This is a genomic window from Acidithiobacillus sp. M4-SHS-6 (genome assembly GCF_047421495.1).
Taxonomy (GTDB): domain Bacteria; phylum Pseudomonadota; class Gammaproteobacteria; order Acidithiobacillales; family Acidithiobacillaceae; genus Acidithiobacillus.
In genome coordinates this window covers 1,248,359-1,264,213 of the sequence record NZ_CP175559.1, presented here as the reverse complement: position 1 = coordinate 1,264,213, position 15,855 = coordinate 1,248,359, and the positions used below count along the sequence as shown (strand labels likewise).

The window sequence follows — 15,855 nt, the reverse complement described above, 5'->3', positions numbered from 1 at the left end:
CCCTGCACGCCACATCGAGCGCGTCATCAGCAGACGAATACCCATTCAACATGAGGAGTTCTCCATGAGCAGCATCATCGATCAGTACCGCATCACCCAGGAACCGTATTACCGCCACGTCGCCGACGAAGTGGAACTGTTCGAAGCCGCCTACTCGGTGCGCATGCCCATGATGCTCAAGGGTCCCACCGGCTGCGGCAAGACCCGCTTCGTCGAGGCTATGGCGTATCGGCTGAACAAGCCGCTGATCACCGTGGCCTGCAACGAGGACATGACCGCCTCCGACCTGGTCGGCCGCTTTCTGCTCTCGGCGACCGGCACCGAGTGGCAGGACGGCCCGCTGGCCATCGCCGCACGGCATGGCGCCATCTGCTACCTCGACGAAATCGTCGAAGCGCGGCAGGACACCACCGTGGTCATCCACCCGCTGACCGACGACCGCCGCGTGCTGCCGCTGGAGAAAAAGGGCGAACTGGTGCATGCGCATCCCGATTTTCAGATCGTCATCTCCTACAATCCCGGCTACCAGTCGCTGATGAAGGATCTGAAGCAATCCACCAAGCAGCGCTTCGGCGGCCTGGACTTCACCTATCCTGAACCCGCCATCGAATCCGAGATCGTGGTGCACGAGTCCGGCGTGCCCAGGGACATGGCCGAGAAGCTGGTGTCCATCGCCGAGCGCAGTCGCAATCTCAAGGGCCACGGCCTCGATGAGGGTCTGTCCACCCGCATGTTGATCTACGCCGGTTCGCTCATCGCCAAGGGCGTGGACGCCAAGGCCGCCTGCCGCGTGGCGCTGGTACGCCCCATCACCGACGACCCCGACATGCGCGACGCGCTGGATGCCGCTGTCTCCACCTTTTTCTGATTTTCGCCGTCGAAGCAGGAGACAATGCCATGGCCATCACCCTCGACGATTACGCCGACTACCTCGAAGACCTGTCGCCGCACAGCCGGGAAGTGCTCGAAGGCGCCTGGCATGACGCCACCAAGGTGTTCAGTCCGCGGGGGCTAGACAACTATCTCAAGGGAGCCGGAGCGCTGCGCGGCCTGGGCAAGGGCGACTCGCTGGTGGAGAACTGGATCGACAATGCCCCGCTGGTGGCCAAGGAGGTGGGCGAGGATGTGCTGGTCGAACTCGCCACTGCCGCGCTCACCCTGGCCTCCAAGACCTCGGGCGCAGTCATCGAACGCCTGCTGGCCACCGCACCGACGGCAGCCCAGCGCCTGGGCGACGCCGAGCTGTTTTCCCACTACCTGCAGTTCGTCAACACGCTCATCGCCCAGGCGCCGCGTGGCGTGCGTCCCATGCTCGACAAGCTCGACGTGCTGTTCTCCCAGCTCACCCTGGGCGGGCTGCGGCGCTGGGCGCTGTGGGGCGCGCATGCGCACCGCACCAACTACGAAGAGCAGATCGCCTACTTCAGCCTGCAGAGCAAGGAATCACTCGCCATGCTGCAGAAAGAACGCAAAGGCACGCTGCTGGTTGACGTGCAGCGGCGTATCAACATGTACCTGCGGGCGCTGTGGGCGCGCGACTTTTTCATGCGCCCGACTTCCGGCGACTTTGAAAGCCGCGAGGGCTACAAGCCCTATATCGCAGACTATCTGCTGCACCTGCCCGACGCTTACGACGATTTCGCGGTCGAAGGCTGCGAGCCGGTGTCCGGCCTGGAGGTCTACCGCGCCGCCGCCGCCCACTGCGCCGCCCATATGGTGGAGACCCGACAACCCATTTCCGCCGAGGCGCTCACGCCCTATCAGATGGCCGTCATCGGCGTGATCGAGGACGCGCGGGTGGAGGCCCTGTCCATCCGCCGTTTTCCCGGCCTGAAACAGCTCTGGGCCCGTCTGCACGGCGCCACGCCCGACCTGACGCACAGCGTGGGCGACCATCTCGACCGCCTCGCCCGCGCCCTGCTCGACGACGATTACAAAGACGCCGATCCGTGGATCGTCGAAGGCCGCGTGCTGTTCGCTGCGGCGCAAAACCGCCTGCACGACAACCAGATCTCCTGGGACATCGGCGTCACCCTGGCGCACAGGCTGCAGGCCGAAAAGCGCCTGCCCTTCCACCCGCGCAGCGACCTGCTCAGCGCCCCCTACCGCGACGACAACCGCTATTTCTGGGAGTTCGCCGAGTTTGACTTCGACCAGGCGGCCGGCGCGGGCTATGAATCGGTCCAGCAGCTGCGCAAGCACGTCAATGTGATGGAAATGGTCAATGAGGTCGACGTCGAGACCGCCGGCGACGACGCCGAGGAAATCTGGGTGCTCGGCACCGAACTGTTTCCCTACGAAGACCTGGGCCAGAGCTACAACGAGCTGGAAGGCAAGGAGCCCGTCTCCGAACCGTTTCATTATTCCGAGTGGGACTACCAGATCCAGCTCGAACGGCCCGCCTGGGCCACCGTACTGGAGCGGCGTGGCAAGCTGGGCGATCTGGACGTCATCAATGCCATCACCGCGCAGTACAAGCGCGAGATTCACCGCATGAAGTTCCTGCTCGACACCATGCAGCCGCAGGGTGTGCAGCGCATTCGCAAGCTCGAAGACGGCGACGAGATCGACATCAACGCCGCCATCGCCAGCTTCATCGACTTGCGCATGGGGCAGCAGCCCGATCCGCGCATCATGATGCGCAGCGTGCGCAGCGTGCGCGACTTCTCCATCCTGGTGCTGCTCGACCTGTCCGAATCGACCAACGACAAGGTCGCGGGACAGGACTATTCCGTGCTCGACCTCACCCGTCAGGCCTGCGTGCTGCTGGCCGACGCCATTAGCAAGGTGGGCGACCCCTTCGCCATCCACGGCTTCTGCTCCGACGGCCGCCACGATGTGCAGTACCTGCGCTTCAAGGACTTCGACCAGCACTGGAACGAAGAGCCCAAGGCGCGGCTGGCCGGCATGACCGGGCAGCTCTCCACCCGCATGGGCGCGGCCATTCGTCACGCCGGGCATCACCTGCAATTGCAGAAATCGGCCAGGAAGCTGCTGCTGGTCATCACCGACGGCGAACCCGCCGACATCGACGTGCGCGACCCGCAATACCTGCGCGCCGACACCAAGAAGGCCGTGGAAGACGTGGCCAAGCTGGGCGTCGTCACCTACTGCATGAGCCTGGACCCACGCGCCGACCAGTATGTGTCGCGCATCTTCGGCCAGACCCATTACATGGTCGTCGATCATGCGCAACGCCTGCCGGAAAAGCTGCCGCTGCTCTACGCCGGGCTGACGCGGTAATCCACATCGCAGCGGTTCCATCCCTCAGGCTTTGCATGCAAAGGCGCCACATGGACAAATACGTCGGACTCGATCAGGACAGGCACGGCATCACCCAGCTCGGCCGCGTGGTGCTCGACGCCCGGGTGTTCGGCTTCATTGCCGACACCCAGGACTGCGCCGGGTGGAGCCTCGGCCAGATGCAGGCCCTGATGGACAAGGTGGACAAGGCGTGGGATCAATACGGCAACCTCCCCAGCCGCCTTCCGCCTGAACTCGCCGAGCGCCACACCCGCATCTACGCCGAGGCCGTGGCCCGCGCAAAAGAGGGCGGCTGGAATGCCGAGTTGGGAGAAGACGAGTAACGCTCAGCCTCAGGATGAGCGCCGCGCGCCGAGGCTGAGCACCTTGGCCGGGCCGTCGATGCGCTGCTTCGCGGTGAGCTGTTCGAGCGCGATGTGGAATTCGCGCACCAGGCGGCGCATGGCCTCCCGTGCGGTGTCTTCATAGTGCACGCATTCGAAGGGCACGGGCGCGTCGAGCGCGGTGCGGACATTGGGGTGAAACCCCTGCCAGGCCAGCATCGCCCAACTCTTGTACTGGCTGTCGAGAAAGACGAATTCGGTGCTGTCGAGGATGGCCAGCACCTGCATGGAACGAATGGGCACGAAGGCCACGCCTTTGGGACTGCGGGCCTGGAGCATCCGGGCCAGATTGTAGGTCACCGCGGGCAGGGTGCGCGGCTTCCGGAACAACGGCGCAGCACGATACACGGTGATTTCCATCACAAGCTCCTTTCGCGGAATGCCGGCACCTGACAAGCTAATGGGCTCGCATCCCATGCGTGCCGATACGAGCCTCCTTCCACAACTATCTAGAGGGATCTCATGAGAATATAGAGATAAAATTCCATCTGCAAGCGTGGGTCTCACGGCTTCCACACTCTCAGACACGGGCATGCCGTATACAGAAAGAGCAAATATTTGAGAGTAGTCGCGCAAAAAACCAGAATTTTTACCCCACGGGCGATACTAAATAAGGTCATCCTGATCATGCTGAATGCTATTTGAACCTTGGCCGATCCGAGCGACCGTGCCATTATTCGCCGATGCCCCCATCCGTCCTGAGCTTGCATGAGTAAACATCCCCTGCGCAGCGTGCTGCAAGTCGGGAGTAATACCCTGCTTTCCCGACTCCTCGGTTTTGCTCGGGACATCATCCTTGCCCACCTTTTTGGCGCGGGGGAAATGGCGGATGCTTTTTTTGTGGCCTTCCGGATTCCCAATCTGTTTCGCCGACTGTTTGGAGAGGGCGCGTTTTCCCAATCTTTCGTTCCCGTGCTGGGAGAATATCGCGCCCAGCGTACAACAGCGGAAACCCAGGCTTTTGTGGCCGATGTCAGCGCTTGGCTGGCACTCAGCCTGGCTATTTTCACCCTGCTCGGTATTCTCGGCGCCAGCCTGGTCGTCTATGCCATCGCCCCCGGTTTCGCCGCCGATCCTGCCAAATTTCAGTTGACGGTGGCGTTGTTGCGCATCACCTTTCCTTATCTTTTCCTGATTTCTCTGGTGGCCCTGGCCGGGGGAATTCTCAACACCCACGGGCATTTTACCGTGCCCGCCTTTACTCCGGTTTTTCTGAATCTCAGCATCATTGCCGCCGCCCTGTTCTGGGCACCACATCTGCAACAACCGGTCTTCGCCATAGCCTGGGGAGTGCTGATTGGCGGAGTAGTGCAATTGCTCTTTCAGTTTCCTTCCCTGAAAAAACTGGGTTATCTTCGCTGGCCACGGCTGCGCCGCGGTGACCAGGGAGTCGCCAAGGTGCTGCGGCTGATGGGACCGGCCGCTTTCGGTGCATCGGTCGCCCAGGTAAATTTGTTTCTGAATACCATCCTGGCCTCTCTGGTTGGGGCAAATGTGGTTTCCTATTTATATTATTCCGACCGGCTGGTGGAGTTTCCCCTGGGAGTTTTCGGCGTTGCCCTGGGCACGGTGGTCCTCCCCCTGCTATCCCGACAGGCGGCTGAACGCTCCACACAATTTCCCGAAACCCTCGACTGGGCCTTGCGCCTGACCTGGCTGATCGGCCTGCCCGCAACCATTGGCCTGCTGATTCTGGCAGAACCGCTGTTGATCAGCCTGTTCCGTTATGGCGCTTACAGTGCCGCAGATGCCGCTCAAAGCAGCCTGAGTCTGATGGGCTATGGCATCGGCATTTTGCCCATCATTGCTGCCCGGGTTCTGGCACCCGCTTTTTATGCCCATCAAAATACCCGCACCCCCGTGCGTTTCGGCATGATCAGTGTGGCCGTCAACATGGGCATCAGCCTGATTCTCGCCTGGCCCTTGCAGCAGTTGGGTCTGTCTCTGGCAACCAGCACCGCAGCGCTGGTCAATGCCGCCTTGCTTTGGCGCCGCCTGCATCGGGATGGCCTGTACCGGATGCAACCCGGATGGCTGCCCTTTTTGCTGAAATCCAGCATTATGGCGATCATCATGGGCTTGGTGTTATTTTTCTGGCGAGGCGATACCGCACTCTGGCTCGCTCTGCCCTTGTGGGAAAGACTGCTACGGGTGCTGGGCTTGGTGGCTATGGCAGCACTTATCTATTTGGGCGGCACCTGGGGACTGGGCATCCATGAGCTGCGCGACATCATCCGAAGGAGAAGCGAGCGTGTCTGACACTGACGGATTACATGGACATGGAAATTCCGTCCTGGCCATTCAGCGACCGGGCCAGATTCGGATATTCACGCTCCTGGAAGCACAGCAGATTTTTCCCCTGGTGCGCAACATTACCGCCCAGGCTTTTGATGAACTTGCGCCCATCCTCGATGCCATGCGCGCCAACATGGAAAATCACCCGGTTTTACAGCATCAGGAAAGCCTCTACGAAGAAATCGTGCAACGCTGGATCAACAAGATGGAGCGCCTGGGCGTGGTCGTTTCCGGCTTGTGGCTGGTGGACTTTGACACGAGTGATGGGTATTTGTGCTGGCGCCACCCGGAACCGGCCTTGGCTTACTACCATGGCCATGCCCAGGGCTTCGGGCAACGTCGTCCCCTGCTGGAGGTCATTCGTGAAATGCAGCCCGAATGGGCAGACTGCACACCGATGATCTAGGGTTATCCACGAATTTACGCTAAGATGTCGCCATTTTTCCGCAAAACGGATGTTCACTGATCCCGCATGAGTTTCCCAAGCTTTTTCCATCGTCGCACCCATCGCCCTGCCAGCACGGAACTGGCGGTCAGCATCGGCAATTTCGATGGAGTCCATCGGGGACACCAGGCTCTGCTGCAGTCCCTGCAGCAAGAAGGACTACCAACTGCCGTACTGACTTTTGAGCCTCTGCCTCGGGAGTTTTTTCAGGCAGGCAAAGCAGCGCCCCGACTGAGCAGTCTTCGCGAAAAAGTGCTTGCCCTGCGTCATTACGGTGTCGATCAGGTCTATTGCCTCCCTTTTAATCAGACACTGGCACAAGTGTCTGCGGAAGCTTTCATCACCCAAATTCTGGTGCAACAGTTACAGTGTCGTTTTCTGGTGGTGGGCCATGATTTTCGTTTTGGTGCCGCCCGACGTGGGGATCTGCACCTGCTCCAGCGTTATGGTCGGCAATATGGTTTTACCGTGATGGAACAGGCAGCATTCAGTCTGGACGGCCAGAGGGTCAGCAGTACCGGAATTCGTGCCGCCCTGCAGGCGGGCAAGCTGTGTCAGGCCAATCGGTGGCTCGGCAGACCCTATGCCCTCTGCGGAAAAATCGTGCATGGCAACCATCTGGGCCGAGAACTCGGTTTCCCGACGGCCAATATTCCGCTGAATCGCCGTCCTGTTCCGGTCAAGGGGATTTTTGCCGGGCGCTTGCATAGCCCCCAAGGAAGCTGGATGGCAGCGATCAGCATTGGTTTGCGACCCACCGTCGGCGGGAAGCAGATGGTGCTGGAGGCCCATTGCCTGGATGCCGACAATCCGGATCTGTATGGTCAGCATGTGACAGTCGAACTGCACCAGCAACTCCGCCATGAAGAAAAATACCCGGATCTCGATGCCCTCAAGGCCGCCATTGCCCAGGACATCCTGCATGCTCGCCGTTTTTTTGCCGAACACCCTGAGGATTTGCAAAACCCATGGACTACAAACTCACCTTGAACCTTCCCCAAACGGATTTTCCCATGCAGGGCAAACTTCCGGAACGTGAACCCGCCACCCTGGCGCGCTGGCAGGAGCATGATTTATATGCCTCCATCCAGGCGGCGCGCAGCACGGCACCGGTATTTATCCTGCATGACGGCCCGCCTTATGCCAACGGCAAAATCCATATTGGTCATGCTGTCAATAAAATCCTCAAGGATATCATCAATAAAAGCAAATTGAGCGAAGGTTATCGGGTACCCTATGTGCCAGGCTGGGATTGCCATGGACTGCCCATTGAAATCCAGGTGGAAAAAGAACTGGGCCGACCCGGTGAAAAAGTCAGTGCCCAGGAATTTCGCAATGCCTGTCGAAGCTACGCGGAAAGCCAGATTGTCGGACAGCGGCAGGATTTTGAACGCTTGGGCATTCTCGGAGATTGGCAACATCCCTATCTGACCATGCATTTTGCGGCAGAAGCCAATATTCTGCGGGAACTGGGCCGCCTGACCGTCAATGGTCAGGTGGTGCGTGGTGTCAAACCGGTTCATTGGTGTGTGGATTGTGGCAGCGCCCTGGCCGAAGCCGAAGTGGAATATCAGGACCGCACCGATCCTTCCATTGATGTGGCTTTTTCGGTAGTGGATCCTACGGACCTGCAACAACGCCTGGGGCTGAATGAAGCAGTAGATGCCAGTGTGGTGATCTGGACTACCACTCCCTGGACATTACCCGCCAATCAGGCGGTGGCCCTGCATCCTGAGTACCGCTATGTGCTTCTGCGCAGTGGCCACCGGTACATTCTGGTGGCAGCCGATCTGGCGGAAAGCACCCTCGCCCGCTATGGCGAAAGCCCGGAATCTGCCCATGCAGTGCTTGCGGAATGTGCCGGTGCGCGTCTTGAAGGACTGCTGTTGCAGCATCCTTTTCTGGATCGCCAGGTTCCGGTCATCCTCGGCGAGCATGTCACCCTCGAAGCGGGAACCGGCTGCGTACATACTGCTCCCGCCCACGGCGTGGAAGATTATGAGGCCAGTCGCCACTATCATCTGCCCGTGGACAGCCCCTTGCAGGACAATGGCCGCCTGCGCGATGACCTGCCTCATGGACTCGGCGGACTGAATATCCGCCAGGCCAACGAGCGCATCATCGAACTCTTGCAAGAGAATAAGGCCCTGCTGCATCTGGAAAAAATCCGTCACAGTTATCCCCACTGCTGGCGGCATAAAACCCCCCTGCTGTTCCGGGCGACGCCGCAATGGTTTATCAGCATGTCCGTCAACCAGTTGCGCGAAAAGGCACTGACCGCCATCGAGGATACCCGCTGGATTCCGGACTGGGGGAAAGAACGGATTGCCGGCATGGTCCGGCAACGTCCGGATTGGTGCATTTCCCGGCAAAGAGCCTGGGGCGTCCCGGTGGCCTTGTTCTCCTGTGCGCAATGCGGTGAACCATTCCGTGACGCGGAGACTTTCGCGCGCATTGCTGATGCGGTCGAAGCCAATGGCGTCGATGCCTGGTTCAATCAACCCGAACAGGATTTCCTCCCGACGGACGCCCGTTGCGCTGTCTGTGGGCATACCCATTTCCACAAGGGTACCGACATTCTCGATGTCTGGTTTGACTCTGGCTCCACCCATGCTTTCGTCCTGGAACAACGCCCCGAGCTGCGTAGTCCCGCAGACCTGTATCTGGAAGGCTCTGACCAGCATCGCGGTTGGTTCCAGTCTTCCCTGCTGGAATCCGTGGCCAGTCGGGGCCGAGCGCCCTTCAAGGCTGTACTGACCCATGGGTTCACCGTGGATGGTGAAGGTCGCAAAATGAGTAAGTCTGTGGGTAACGTCATTGCCCCCCAGAGCATCATCGACCGTTATGGCGCCGATATTCTCCGGCTCTGGGTGGCTTCGGCAGATTATCGGGGAGAAATCCCCATTTCCGACGCCATTGTCAAGCAACTGGGAGACAGCTATCGGCGCATCCGCAACACCGCCCGCTATATTCTCGGCAACACCCATGATTTTGACTACAGCAAAGATGCCCTGCCTACCGCCGACTTGCTGGAAATGGACCGCTGGATGCTGGCGCGCACGGCACTGCTGCAGGAAGAAATCCGCGCCGCCTACGCGGAGTATCAGTTTCTGAAAGTGCAGCAAAAACTGCATCATTTCTGTTCCGTGGACCTCGGGGGGCTGTATCTGGATGTGCTCAAGGACCGCCTGTATACTTCACCAGCCGCTTCCCGTGCCCGTCGTTCTGCACAAACGGTGCTCTGGCAAATGCTCGAAGCCATGGTGCGCTGGATGGCGCCCGTCCTGAGTTTTACGGCGGAAGAAATTTGGCAGGAGATGCGCAACCGTTCTGCACCCAGTGTGTTTTTTGGGGAATATCCATCGCTGCCCTTGCCGGAGGATACGCTTCAGCTCAGCGCCCGCTGGGACCGCCTCAGTCAGCTACGGGAGGCGGTGAACGTCACGCTGGAACCCTTGCGACAGGACAAGAAAATTGGCTCGGGGCTGGATGCGGAACTCCGGATTTATGCCAATCAGGACTGGGAGGACTTCTTACGCCCATTGGGAGAAGAACTCCGCTATTTTTTAATGACTTCGGCCTGCAGCATTCTTGCCTATTCGGCACGGCCGGAAGCTGGCGCGGAACTGATTCCCGGAGTGGCCCTGGAGGTCCACAGCAGCACGGCCAGCAAATGCGCACGTTGCTGGCATCGTCGTCCCGACGTCGGACAGTATGCCGAACATCCGGAAATCTGTGGGCGTTGTGTGAGCAACCTGGAATTACCTGGCGAAAATCGGGAGTTTTGCTGATGTTACGTTATCTCTGGCTGTCTTTCGCCGTCGTTCTGATCGATCAGGGCGTCAAGCTCTGGCTGAGCCACATCTGGCGTGTAGGTCAGGGGGTGGTGGTGATTCCCGGTCTGCTCAATTTTCGGCTGGTGCACAATACGGGTGCGGCTTTCAGTTTTCTGGCCGGTGCCGGCGGCTGGCAGCGCTGGTTGCTCATTGGGATTGCCCTGCTGGTGGTCGCGATCATCGTCGCCATCTTGCGACGCCTCAAGCCGGGCAGTACCCGGACAGCGGTTGCCCTCGCCCTCATTCTGGGTGGGGCGGTAGGGAATCTCATTGACCGCATTCGGCTCGGCTATGTCGTGGACTTTATTGGTGCCCACTGGGGTACTTTATATTGGCCCTACTTCAATATTGCCGACAGTGCCATCAGTATCGGTGCCGTGATCCTGGTTCTGGATGCTTTTCGCCGCCACTGAACGTCGCCACACCTCCCACGAAGCGGTGTTTTCAGGATTATCCAAGCCAAACATGGGGATCTGTTGCTACGGGCTTGCTTATGTTCCCGCTGCTGTCGTCAAATCGTGACAAATTTCTGTGCATCGATCCTTACTGAAAGCATATCCCTTTGTTCCACATGAGATAATTATTTTTGGCATACTCCTTGCCTGTTCTCTGAAACACACGAAAATTTGAGGAGAACACTATGGAAAGCAGCAGCAACCTACTGGCGGCCCTGCGTCGGGTACGCAGCTTCCCCAGCTATTCTTCCTTCATGGCGGGACATGAAAGACAACGCATCAAAAGGGAACTACAGAAACGTCTGCTGCGTTTACGTCGCCAAAGACAGGGACGGCGGGCAGGTTTTGTCACAAAACACCACATCGCCAGCGGCTTCCTCCAACAGATTTTTCACTAGTGCTCACACCCCAAGCGCGCTGAACATCTTTCCGCATTCCAGCAAAATCTGCCAGTACGCCACCCATTCAAGCACCGGATGGGGTGTGATGAATAGGAATATAAGGATACTCAGTGCCGATGTACCAGCCCTACCCGCGCCTGATCCCGGGGTTTGATGATGATTTCATCAATATTGACATGGGCCGGACGGCTCACTACCCAGCCGATCGCCTCGGCAATATCCGCTGCGACCAGGGGTTCCATACCGGCATAGACACTTGCCGCCCGTTCCGCATCTCCGCCAAAACGCACCAGACTGAATTCGGTTTCTACGAGGCCCGGATCTATTTCGCTGATGCGGATGGGTTGACCCAGCCATTCCACCCGCAGGGTTTCGGTAATGGCCTTCACCGCATGTTTGCAAGCTGTATAGCCTCCACCGCCGGCATAGGTTTCATGGGCAGCGATGCTGCCAATATTGACCAGATGTCCCGTACCCGAAGCGGCCTTCAATAGTCGAGGGTACAAGGCCTTACTCATGCGCGCCAAGCCGAGGACATTGCTATCCCACATGCGTTTCCAGTGGGATTCTTCCATATCGGCAATGGGTTCCAGACCCAATGCTCCGCCGGCGTTGTTGACCAGCACATCGACAGCCCCGGGTAACTGCTCCACAAACAGGCGCACACTTTCCGTGTCGGTCACATCCAGGGCAAGGGCCACCCCCTGGATTTCCGCAGCCAGGGCCTGGAGTCGTTCCAGGCGGCGAGCACCCACATACACCTGATATCCTTGTCGAGCGAGTTGGCGGGCCGTTTCCGCACCAATCCCGGAAGAAGCCCCAGTGACGACTGCGCAGGATTTGGACGCGCTCATGCCCAGTCCTCCGGTTCATTACCCGCACGCCATTTAATGCTGCAGCCGACGCTGGGTAGGGTTTTTGTGGGAGGATCACGCCCATCCAGCACCGCGTCAACCGCTGCTGACAGATCTTTTCCGGTGACCGGCAGGGCATTTTTAGGGCGGCTGTCATCAAACTGCCCATGGTAAAAAAGCTTGCCGGCCTGATCAAACAGAAAAATATCGGGGGTACAGACGGCGTTAAATGCTTTCGCCACGCTTTGCTCCTCATCAAAAAGATAAGGAAAGTCATAACCGGCCCGCCGGGCTTCTGCTGGCATTTTCTCGGGCGCATCTTCGGGGTAGGTTTCCGGATCATTGCTGTTGATAGCCACCACCTGCAGACCCTGACGCTGCCACTGCCGGGTCAGCTCACCCAAGCGCTGGCTGATATGCAGTACATAAGGACAGTGATTGCAGATAAAGAGCACCAGTAAGGGCTTGCCTTGGGCAGAACTGCTGGACCATTGCGTTTTTCCCCCGCCCACGGGCAGGGAAAAAACGGGCATGGCACCGCCAATGGGTAAATCCTTTGCTGTCATAGCCATAATTATGTCTCCTCAAATTCCTGATTCACCATTTTGACCGAAAGTACATGACGTGTTCCTGGATCCGTCATTCATGCCCCATCCCGTTGAACAGGTTCCTTCATACGGGTACAGGTTGCAGTCCACCGAACAAGCCCTGCTCCGGCAAGGATTCCAGCACCCAGGCACCATTTCCCTGCAGACGCAGGCAACGCTGGTGGTAGCGCAACAAACTGGAACGATGCCCCACACTGATCATGGCCGTTTCTGGCAAAGCCTCTATCAGCAATTGGTACAACTGGCTCTCAGCAGACTCGTCCAGGGCCGAACTGGCCTCATCCAGAAACAGCCACTGGGGTTTTTGCACCAGCACTCGCGCAAAGGCCAGACGCTGCTGTTCCCCCAAGGATAACACATGGGACCAGAGCCGTGCGTCATCCAGTTTGTCCTGCAACCCTGGCATGCCGACCAAGCTCAGAATCTGCTGCAGGCGCTGGTCATCCATGTCCGTAACGCCAAAGGGATATACCAGCACTTCCCGCAGGGTACCGAGGGGGAGATAAGGCTTCTGGGGAAGAAACAGGGGACGATCGTCCTTGGGTAGCCCGATTTCTCCGTCACCAAATGGCCAGATAGCTGCCAGACTCCGGATCAGTGTACTTTTTCCACCGCCGGAAGGACCCATGATCAATAGCCGTTCACGACGCTGCACGACAAGATTCAGATCGTGCACCAACTCCCGTCCGTCGGGCAAACGGACATTGAGATGCCTGACCTGCAGACAGGGAGCGTCGCTGCGTTTAATCTGATAGTGGGTTTCGCGAATGACCCGCACTTCCTCCATGGATTGCTCAAAAAAACGCAGACGATCGACCACCGCATGCCAGTTGGCCAGACTACTATAGCTGCTGACAATAAAGGAAAGGGCACCCTGCACCTGGGCAAAGGCTGAGGCAATTTGTTGCAGCCCGCCGATACCGATAGCCTTATTCACAAAATAGGCGGGCATGCTGACGATGATGGGGAAAATAATGGCAGCCTGGCCATAACCCGACACCCACCAGTTGAGACGCATGGATCGCCAGATAATGCGCCAGTAATTGGCATAGACATTAGCGAAACGCTGAAGAAAATGATGGCGCTCTTCGCTTTCGCCCCCGTATAAGGCTACGCTCTCGCTGTTTTCCCGCAGACGCATCATGCTGAAACGAAAATCGGCCTGATAGCGTTCCTGGTTGAAATTGAGATTGATCAGCGGGCGTCCGATCAAGGCTGTCAGAATCGTGCCAAACACGGCATATATCAGGGCAGCCCAGACCAGATAACCCGGTATGGTATATAAAACACCATTCCAGGGAATGGTAATCATGGCCGACAATTCCCAGAGCATGAAAACAAAGGCCGCCAGGGTAGTCACCGAGCTCAGCAGGCCGATGATGATGTTCAGAGTCTGGTTGGTAAAGCTGGCCAGATCTTCACTGATACGCTGATCCGGGTTATCCGTCCCATCGCCCAGTACCTGCATGTGGTAAAAGGTACTTTTGGACAGCCAATTATCCAGATAATGCCGGGTCAGCCAACGTCGCCAGCGTATTTCCAGCATCTGGGTAAAAAAGACCTGAGATACGCCAGCAATAACATAAACAGTCGCCAGCAGCAGAAAAATCAGCATCTGGTGCCAGGCCGCATCGACTGCAAAATGCTGCAAGGCATTCCAGAAAATGGCATACCACTGGGTAATCCGATAGGAAATGAAAACCATGAACAGGTTGAGGAGAATGATCAGCGCGAAAACGCCCCGGGCACTCCAGCGCTCTTCTGAATGCCACCAATACGGCTTACTGATCCGCCACAAGTCGCGAAAAAAGGCCCCGTTAAACTGCTTCATACATCCTCTCCAGCCGCCACAACCTGACTCATTCCTACGCTCCTCCTGACCCTGCGCCTCCCTCGGCGCAATTCTTGCTATGCTTCAAGGAAAATCTTATCCGTAAAGTTCAGGAGAATAACATGGCCCAATCCAAAAACCATTCCCGTCGTCAGTTTATCGGAGGTATTGCCGCAGTGGCCGGCGTCGGTGCGCTAGCCCTCAGTAAGCAGGGCCACGCCGAAGACATGATGGGGCCTAGCAAGAACAAGGTAGTGTTTCAGCTCAACAAATCCGATCCGGCCTATATACTGGACATCCTGCATAGCGCTGCAGTGGTTCTCGGCCACTTCAACAGCGATGCCGATATTGTCATCGACTGCTTTGGTCCGGGTCTCTGGCTGCTGGTCAAGGCCCCGAAAAATCATCAACATTATGAAAAGTTCATTATGGAGCAGGTCGAAAGTCTGCACATGTATGGGGTAGTTTTCAACGCCTGTGAACAGACCATGAAAACCATTCATATCGATAAGACGGATCTCATCCCCCAGGCAGCTCCGGTATTCAGTGGTGCGGTGGACCTCATTACCTTGCAGCAGAAGGGCTATGCCTATATCGCCTGGTAAGCTGGTTTAATCATTTAGGAACGGCGCGGGCCAAAGTCGCAACAGGCAACTCCCCCTCACCGCGTTTCTCTGTTAATTCAGTTGCCGATGCTGCAGGACCGGCAACTGCTTGCGGCAGCGCTGCAGGAATTCCCTGCCCATTTCAGCCATCACCCAGCCCGGCCCCTGTTCCATGCGGGCCAAGATCTGCCCCCAGGGATCAATAATCATGCTGCCACCAAAAGTCCGACGGCCGTTCTGGTGAACGCCGCCCTGATCGGCGGCCATTACATAAGCCTGGTTCTCGATGGCCCGGGCGCGCAGCAGACTCTCCCAGTGCGCACTGCCAGTCTGCCGGGTGAAAGCGCTCGGAACGACCAGGATTTCCGCACCGGCATAACGCCGATATAACTCCGGAAAGCGCAAATCATAACAAATGGATAAACCCATCATGCCCCAAGGGGTCTCCAGTTGTACTGGTGCTTTTCCGGGGGCAATGCTGCGGGATTCCCGATACATTTCCCCACCGGCAAGATCCACATCAAAGAGGTGGATCTTGTCATAGCGGGCGCGGCGTACCCCTTGCTCATCGAAAACCAGACAGGCAGCGAAACACCGTCCATCGGGCGCTGCCAGGGGGATGCTGCCACCCACCAGCCAGCAGGCATGCTGGCGGGCCTGGGCTGCCAGCCAGGACTGAATGACCCCCTCTCCATCGGCTTCCATGTGGGCCAGTTTGTCCGTTTCATGGTGACCCATGAAGGCAAAATTTTCGGGGAGCAGGATCAGATCGGCTCCCCGACGGGCGGCCTCCTGGATCAGTCTGGCGGCTTGTTCCAGATTTTCCGGGAGATTGTCCGTAGAGACCATCTGAATGACAGCGAGCTGAGCGTCCATGG

At 58.1% G+C, this 15,855-nt stretch carries 15 protein-coding genes; 10 read left to right on the top strand and 5 right to left on the bottom strand.

The genetic code is table 11. The features are described 5' to 3' along the window. The first annotated feature begins 64 nt into the window (after window positions 1-64). Genes ACJU26_RS06425 through ACJU26_RS06415 form a run of 3 tightly spaced genes read left to right on the top strand, consistent with a single transcriptional unit; the run spans window position 65 to window position 3,587 of the window. Window positions 65-868, top strand: a complete 804-nt coding sequence (locus ACJU26_RS06425; protein ID WP_414041683.1) for a CbbQ/NirQ/NorQ/GpvN family protein — start codon at window positions 65-67, stop codon at window positions 866-868. Between the two features lie 29 nt (window positions 869-897). Further along, complete coding sequence (locus ACJU26_RS06420; RefSeq protein WP_414041682.1) at window positions 898-3,243, top strand: nitric oxide reductase activation protein NorD; 2,346 nt, start codon at window positions 898-900, stop codon at window positions 3,241-3,243. A 50-nt stretch (window positions 3,244-3,293) separates the two neighbouring features. After that, window positions 3,294-3,587 carry a hypothetical protein gene (locus ACJU26_RS06415; RefSeq protein ID WP_414041681.1) on the top strand — a complete coding sequence of 98 codons (294 nt, stop codon included), beginning with the start codon at window positions 3,294-3,296 and terminating at the stop codon, window positions 3,585-3,587. A gap of 9 nt (window positions 3,588-3,596) precedes the next feature. Here ACJU26_RS06415 and ACJU26_RS06410 read toward each other — a convergent pair whose 3' ends face one another. Beyond that, the gene (locus ACJU26_RS06410) at window positions 3,597-4,007 is read right to left on the bottom strand and encodes a hypothetical protein (protein ID WP_414041680.1); all 411 of its coding nucleotides are present in this window, start codon (window positions 4,005-4,007) and stop codon (window positions 3,597-3,599) included. Window positions 4,008-4,355: 348 nt separating this feature from the next. On the opposite strand from ACJU26_RS06410, the gene murJ reads away from it, so the two are divergent. The 6 genes from murJ (at window position 4,356) to ACJU26_RS06380 (ending at window position 11,076) form a co-directional block, all read left to right on the top strand. Next, a complete protein-coding gene (gene murJ, locus ACJU26_RS06405) occupies window positions 4,356-5,906 on the top strand; it encodes a murein biosynthesis integral membrane protein MurJ (protein WP_414041679.1) in 1,551 nt (516 codons plus the stop codon). Further along, on the top strand, window positions 5,899-6,348 hold the full coding sequence (locus tag ACJU26_RS06400; RefSeq protein WP_414041678.1) for a DUF2203 family protein: 450 nt from the start codon (window positions 5,899-5,901) through the stop codon (window positions 6,346-6,348). Before murJ ends, ACJU26_RS06400 begins: the two co-directional genes overlap by 8 nt. Before the next feature lie 66 nt (window positions 6,349-6,414). Next, window positions 6,415-7,377 carry a bifunctional riboflavin kinase/FAD synthetase gene (locus ACJU26_RS06395; RefSeq protein WP_414041677.1) on the top strand — a complete coding sequence of 321 codons (963 nt, stop codon included), beginning with the start codon at window positions 6,415-6,417 and terminating at the stop codon, window positions 7,375-7,377. Continuing rightward, on the top strand, window positions 7,356-10,178 hold the full coding sequence (gene ileS, locus ACJU26_RS06390) for an isoleucine--tRNA ligase (RefSeq protein WP_414041676.1): 2,823 nt from the start codon (window positions 7,356-7,358) through the stop codon (window positions 10,176-10,178). Before ACJU26_RS06395 ends, ileS begins: the two co-directional genes overlap by 22 nt. Then, complete coding sequence (gene lspA / locus ACJU26_RS06385) at window positions 10,178-10,636, top strand: signal peptidase II (RefSeq protein ID WP_414041675.1); 459 nt, start codon at window positions 10,178-10,180, stop codon at window positions 10,634-10,636. Before ileS ends, lspA begins: the two co-directional genes overlap by 1 nt. A 227-nt stretch (window positions 10,637-10,863) precedes the next feature. Further along, on the top strand, window positions 10,864-11,076 hold the full coding sequence (locus tag ACJU26_RS06380; protein WP_414041674.1) for a hypothetical protein: 213 nt from the start codon (window positions 10,864-10,866) through the stop codon (window positions 11,074-11,076). A gap of 110 nt (window positions 11,077-11,186) precedes the next feature. Here ACJU26_RS06380 and ACJU26_RS06375 read toward each other — a convergent pair whose 3' ends face one another. The 3 genes from ACJU26_RS06375 to ACJU26_RS06365 all read right to left on the bottom strand — a co-directional run bounded on the left by ACJU26_RS06375 (window position 11,187) and on the right by ACJU26_RS06365 (window position 14,372). After that, the gene (locus ACJU26_RS06375; RefSeq protein WP_414041673.1) at window positions 11,187-11,933 is read right to left on the bottom strand and encodes an SDR family NAD(P)-dependent oxidoreductase; all 747 of its coding nucleotides are present in this window, start codon (window positions 11,931-11,933) and stop codon (window positions 11,187-11,189) included. Next, window positions 11,930-12,505, bottom strand: coding sequence for a thioredoxin family protein (locus ACJU26_RS06370; RefSeq protein WP_414041672.1), 576 nt, complete (start codon window positions 12,503-12,505; stop codon window positions 11,930-11,932). The genes ACJU26_RS06375 and ACJU26_RS06370 overlap by 4 nt, the downstream gene beginning before the upstream one ends. A 100-nt stretch (window positions 12,506-12,605) precedes the next feature. Next, the gene (locus ACJU26_RS06365; RefSeq protein ID WP_414041671.1) at window positions 12,606-14,372 is read right to left on the bottom strand and encodes an ABC transporter ATP-binding protein/permease; all 1,767 of its coding nucleotides are present in this window, start codon (window positions 14,370-14,372) and stop codon (window positions 12,606-12,608) included. Window positions 14,373-14,494: 122 nt separating this feature from the next. On the opposite strand from ACJU26_RS06365, the gene ACJU26_RS06360 reads away from it, so the two are divergent. Beyond that, window positions 14,495-14,977 carry a DsrE family protein gene (locus ACJU26_RS06360; RefSeq protein WP_414041670.1) on the top strand — a complete coding sequence of 161 codons (483 nt, stop codon included), beginning with the start codon at window positions 14,495-14,497 and terminating at the stop codon, window positions 14,975-14,977. A gap of 72 nt (window positions 14,978-15,049) precedes the next feature. Here the strand turns inward: ACJU26_RS06360 and ACJU26_RS06355 are convergent, their stop codons facing one another. Next, window positions 15,050-15,853 (bottom strand): carbon-nitrogen hydrolase family protein, encoded by an 804-nt coding sequence (locus tag ACJU26_RS06355; protein WP_414041669.1) that lies wholly within the window; start codon window positions 15,851-15,853, stop codon window positions 15,050-15,052. Window positions 15,854-15,855 lie beyond the last annotated feature (2 nt).

Bases quoted from the DNA above. Each gene is read 5' to 3' on its own strand.
- ileS (WP_414041676.1), top strand. From the start codon at position 7,356: ATGGACTACAAACTCACCTTGAACCTTCCCCAAACGGATTTTCCCATG.
- ACJU26_RS06375 (WP_414041673.1), bottom strand. From the start codon at position 11,933: ATGAGCGCGTCCAAATCCTGCGCAGTCGTCACTGGGGCTTCTTCCGGG.
- ACJU26_RS06380 (WP_414041674.1), top strand. From the start codon at position 10,864: ATGGAAAGCAGCAGCAACCTACTGGCGGCCCTGCGTCGGGTACGCAGC.
- ACJU26_RS06425 (WP_414041683.1), top strand. From the start codon at position 65: ATGAGCAGCATCATCGATCAGTACCGCATCACCCAGGAACCGTATTAC.
- ACJU26_RS06355 (WP_414041669.1), bottom strand. From the start codon at position 15,853: ATGGACGCTCAGCTCGCTGTCATTCAGATGGTCTCTACGGACAATCTC.
- ACJU26_RS06410 (WP_414041680.1), bottom strand. From the start codon at position 4,007: ATGGAAATCACCGTGTATCGTGCTGCGCCGTTGTTCCGGAAGCCGCGC.
- ACJU26_RS06395 (WP_414041677.1), top strand. From the start codon at position 6,415: ATGAGTTTCCCAAGCTTTTTCCATCGTCGCACCCATCGCCCTGCCAGC.
- murJ (WP_414041679.1), top strand. From the start codon at position 4,356: ATGAGTAAACATCCCCTGCGCAGCGTGCTGCAAGTCGGGAGTAATACC.
- ACJU26_RS06420 (WP_414041682.1), top strand. From the start codon at position 898: ATGGCCATCACCCTCGACGATTACGCCGACTACCTCGAAGACCTGTCG.
- ACJU26_RS06415 (WP_414041681.1), top strand. From the start codon at position 3,294: ATGGACAAATACGTCGGACTCGATCAGGACAGGCACGGCATCACCCAG.
- ACJU26_RS06370 (WP_414041672.1), bottom strand. From the start codon at position 12,505: ATGGCTATGACAGCAAAGGATTTACCCATTGGCGGTGCCATGCCCGTT.
- lspA (WP_414041675.1), top strand. From the start codon at position 10,178: ATGTTACGTTATCTCTGGCTGTCTTTCGCCGTCGTTCTGATCGATCAG.
- ACJU26_RS06360 (WP_414041670.1), top strand. From the start codon at position 14,495: ATGGCCCAATCCAAAAACCATTCCCGTCGTCAGTTTATCGGAGGTATT.
- ACJU26_RS06365 (WP_414041671.1), bottom strand. From the start codon at position 14,372: ATGAAGCAGTTTAACGGGGCCTTTTTTCGCGACTTGTGGCGGATCAGT.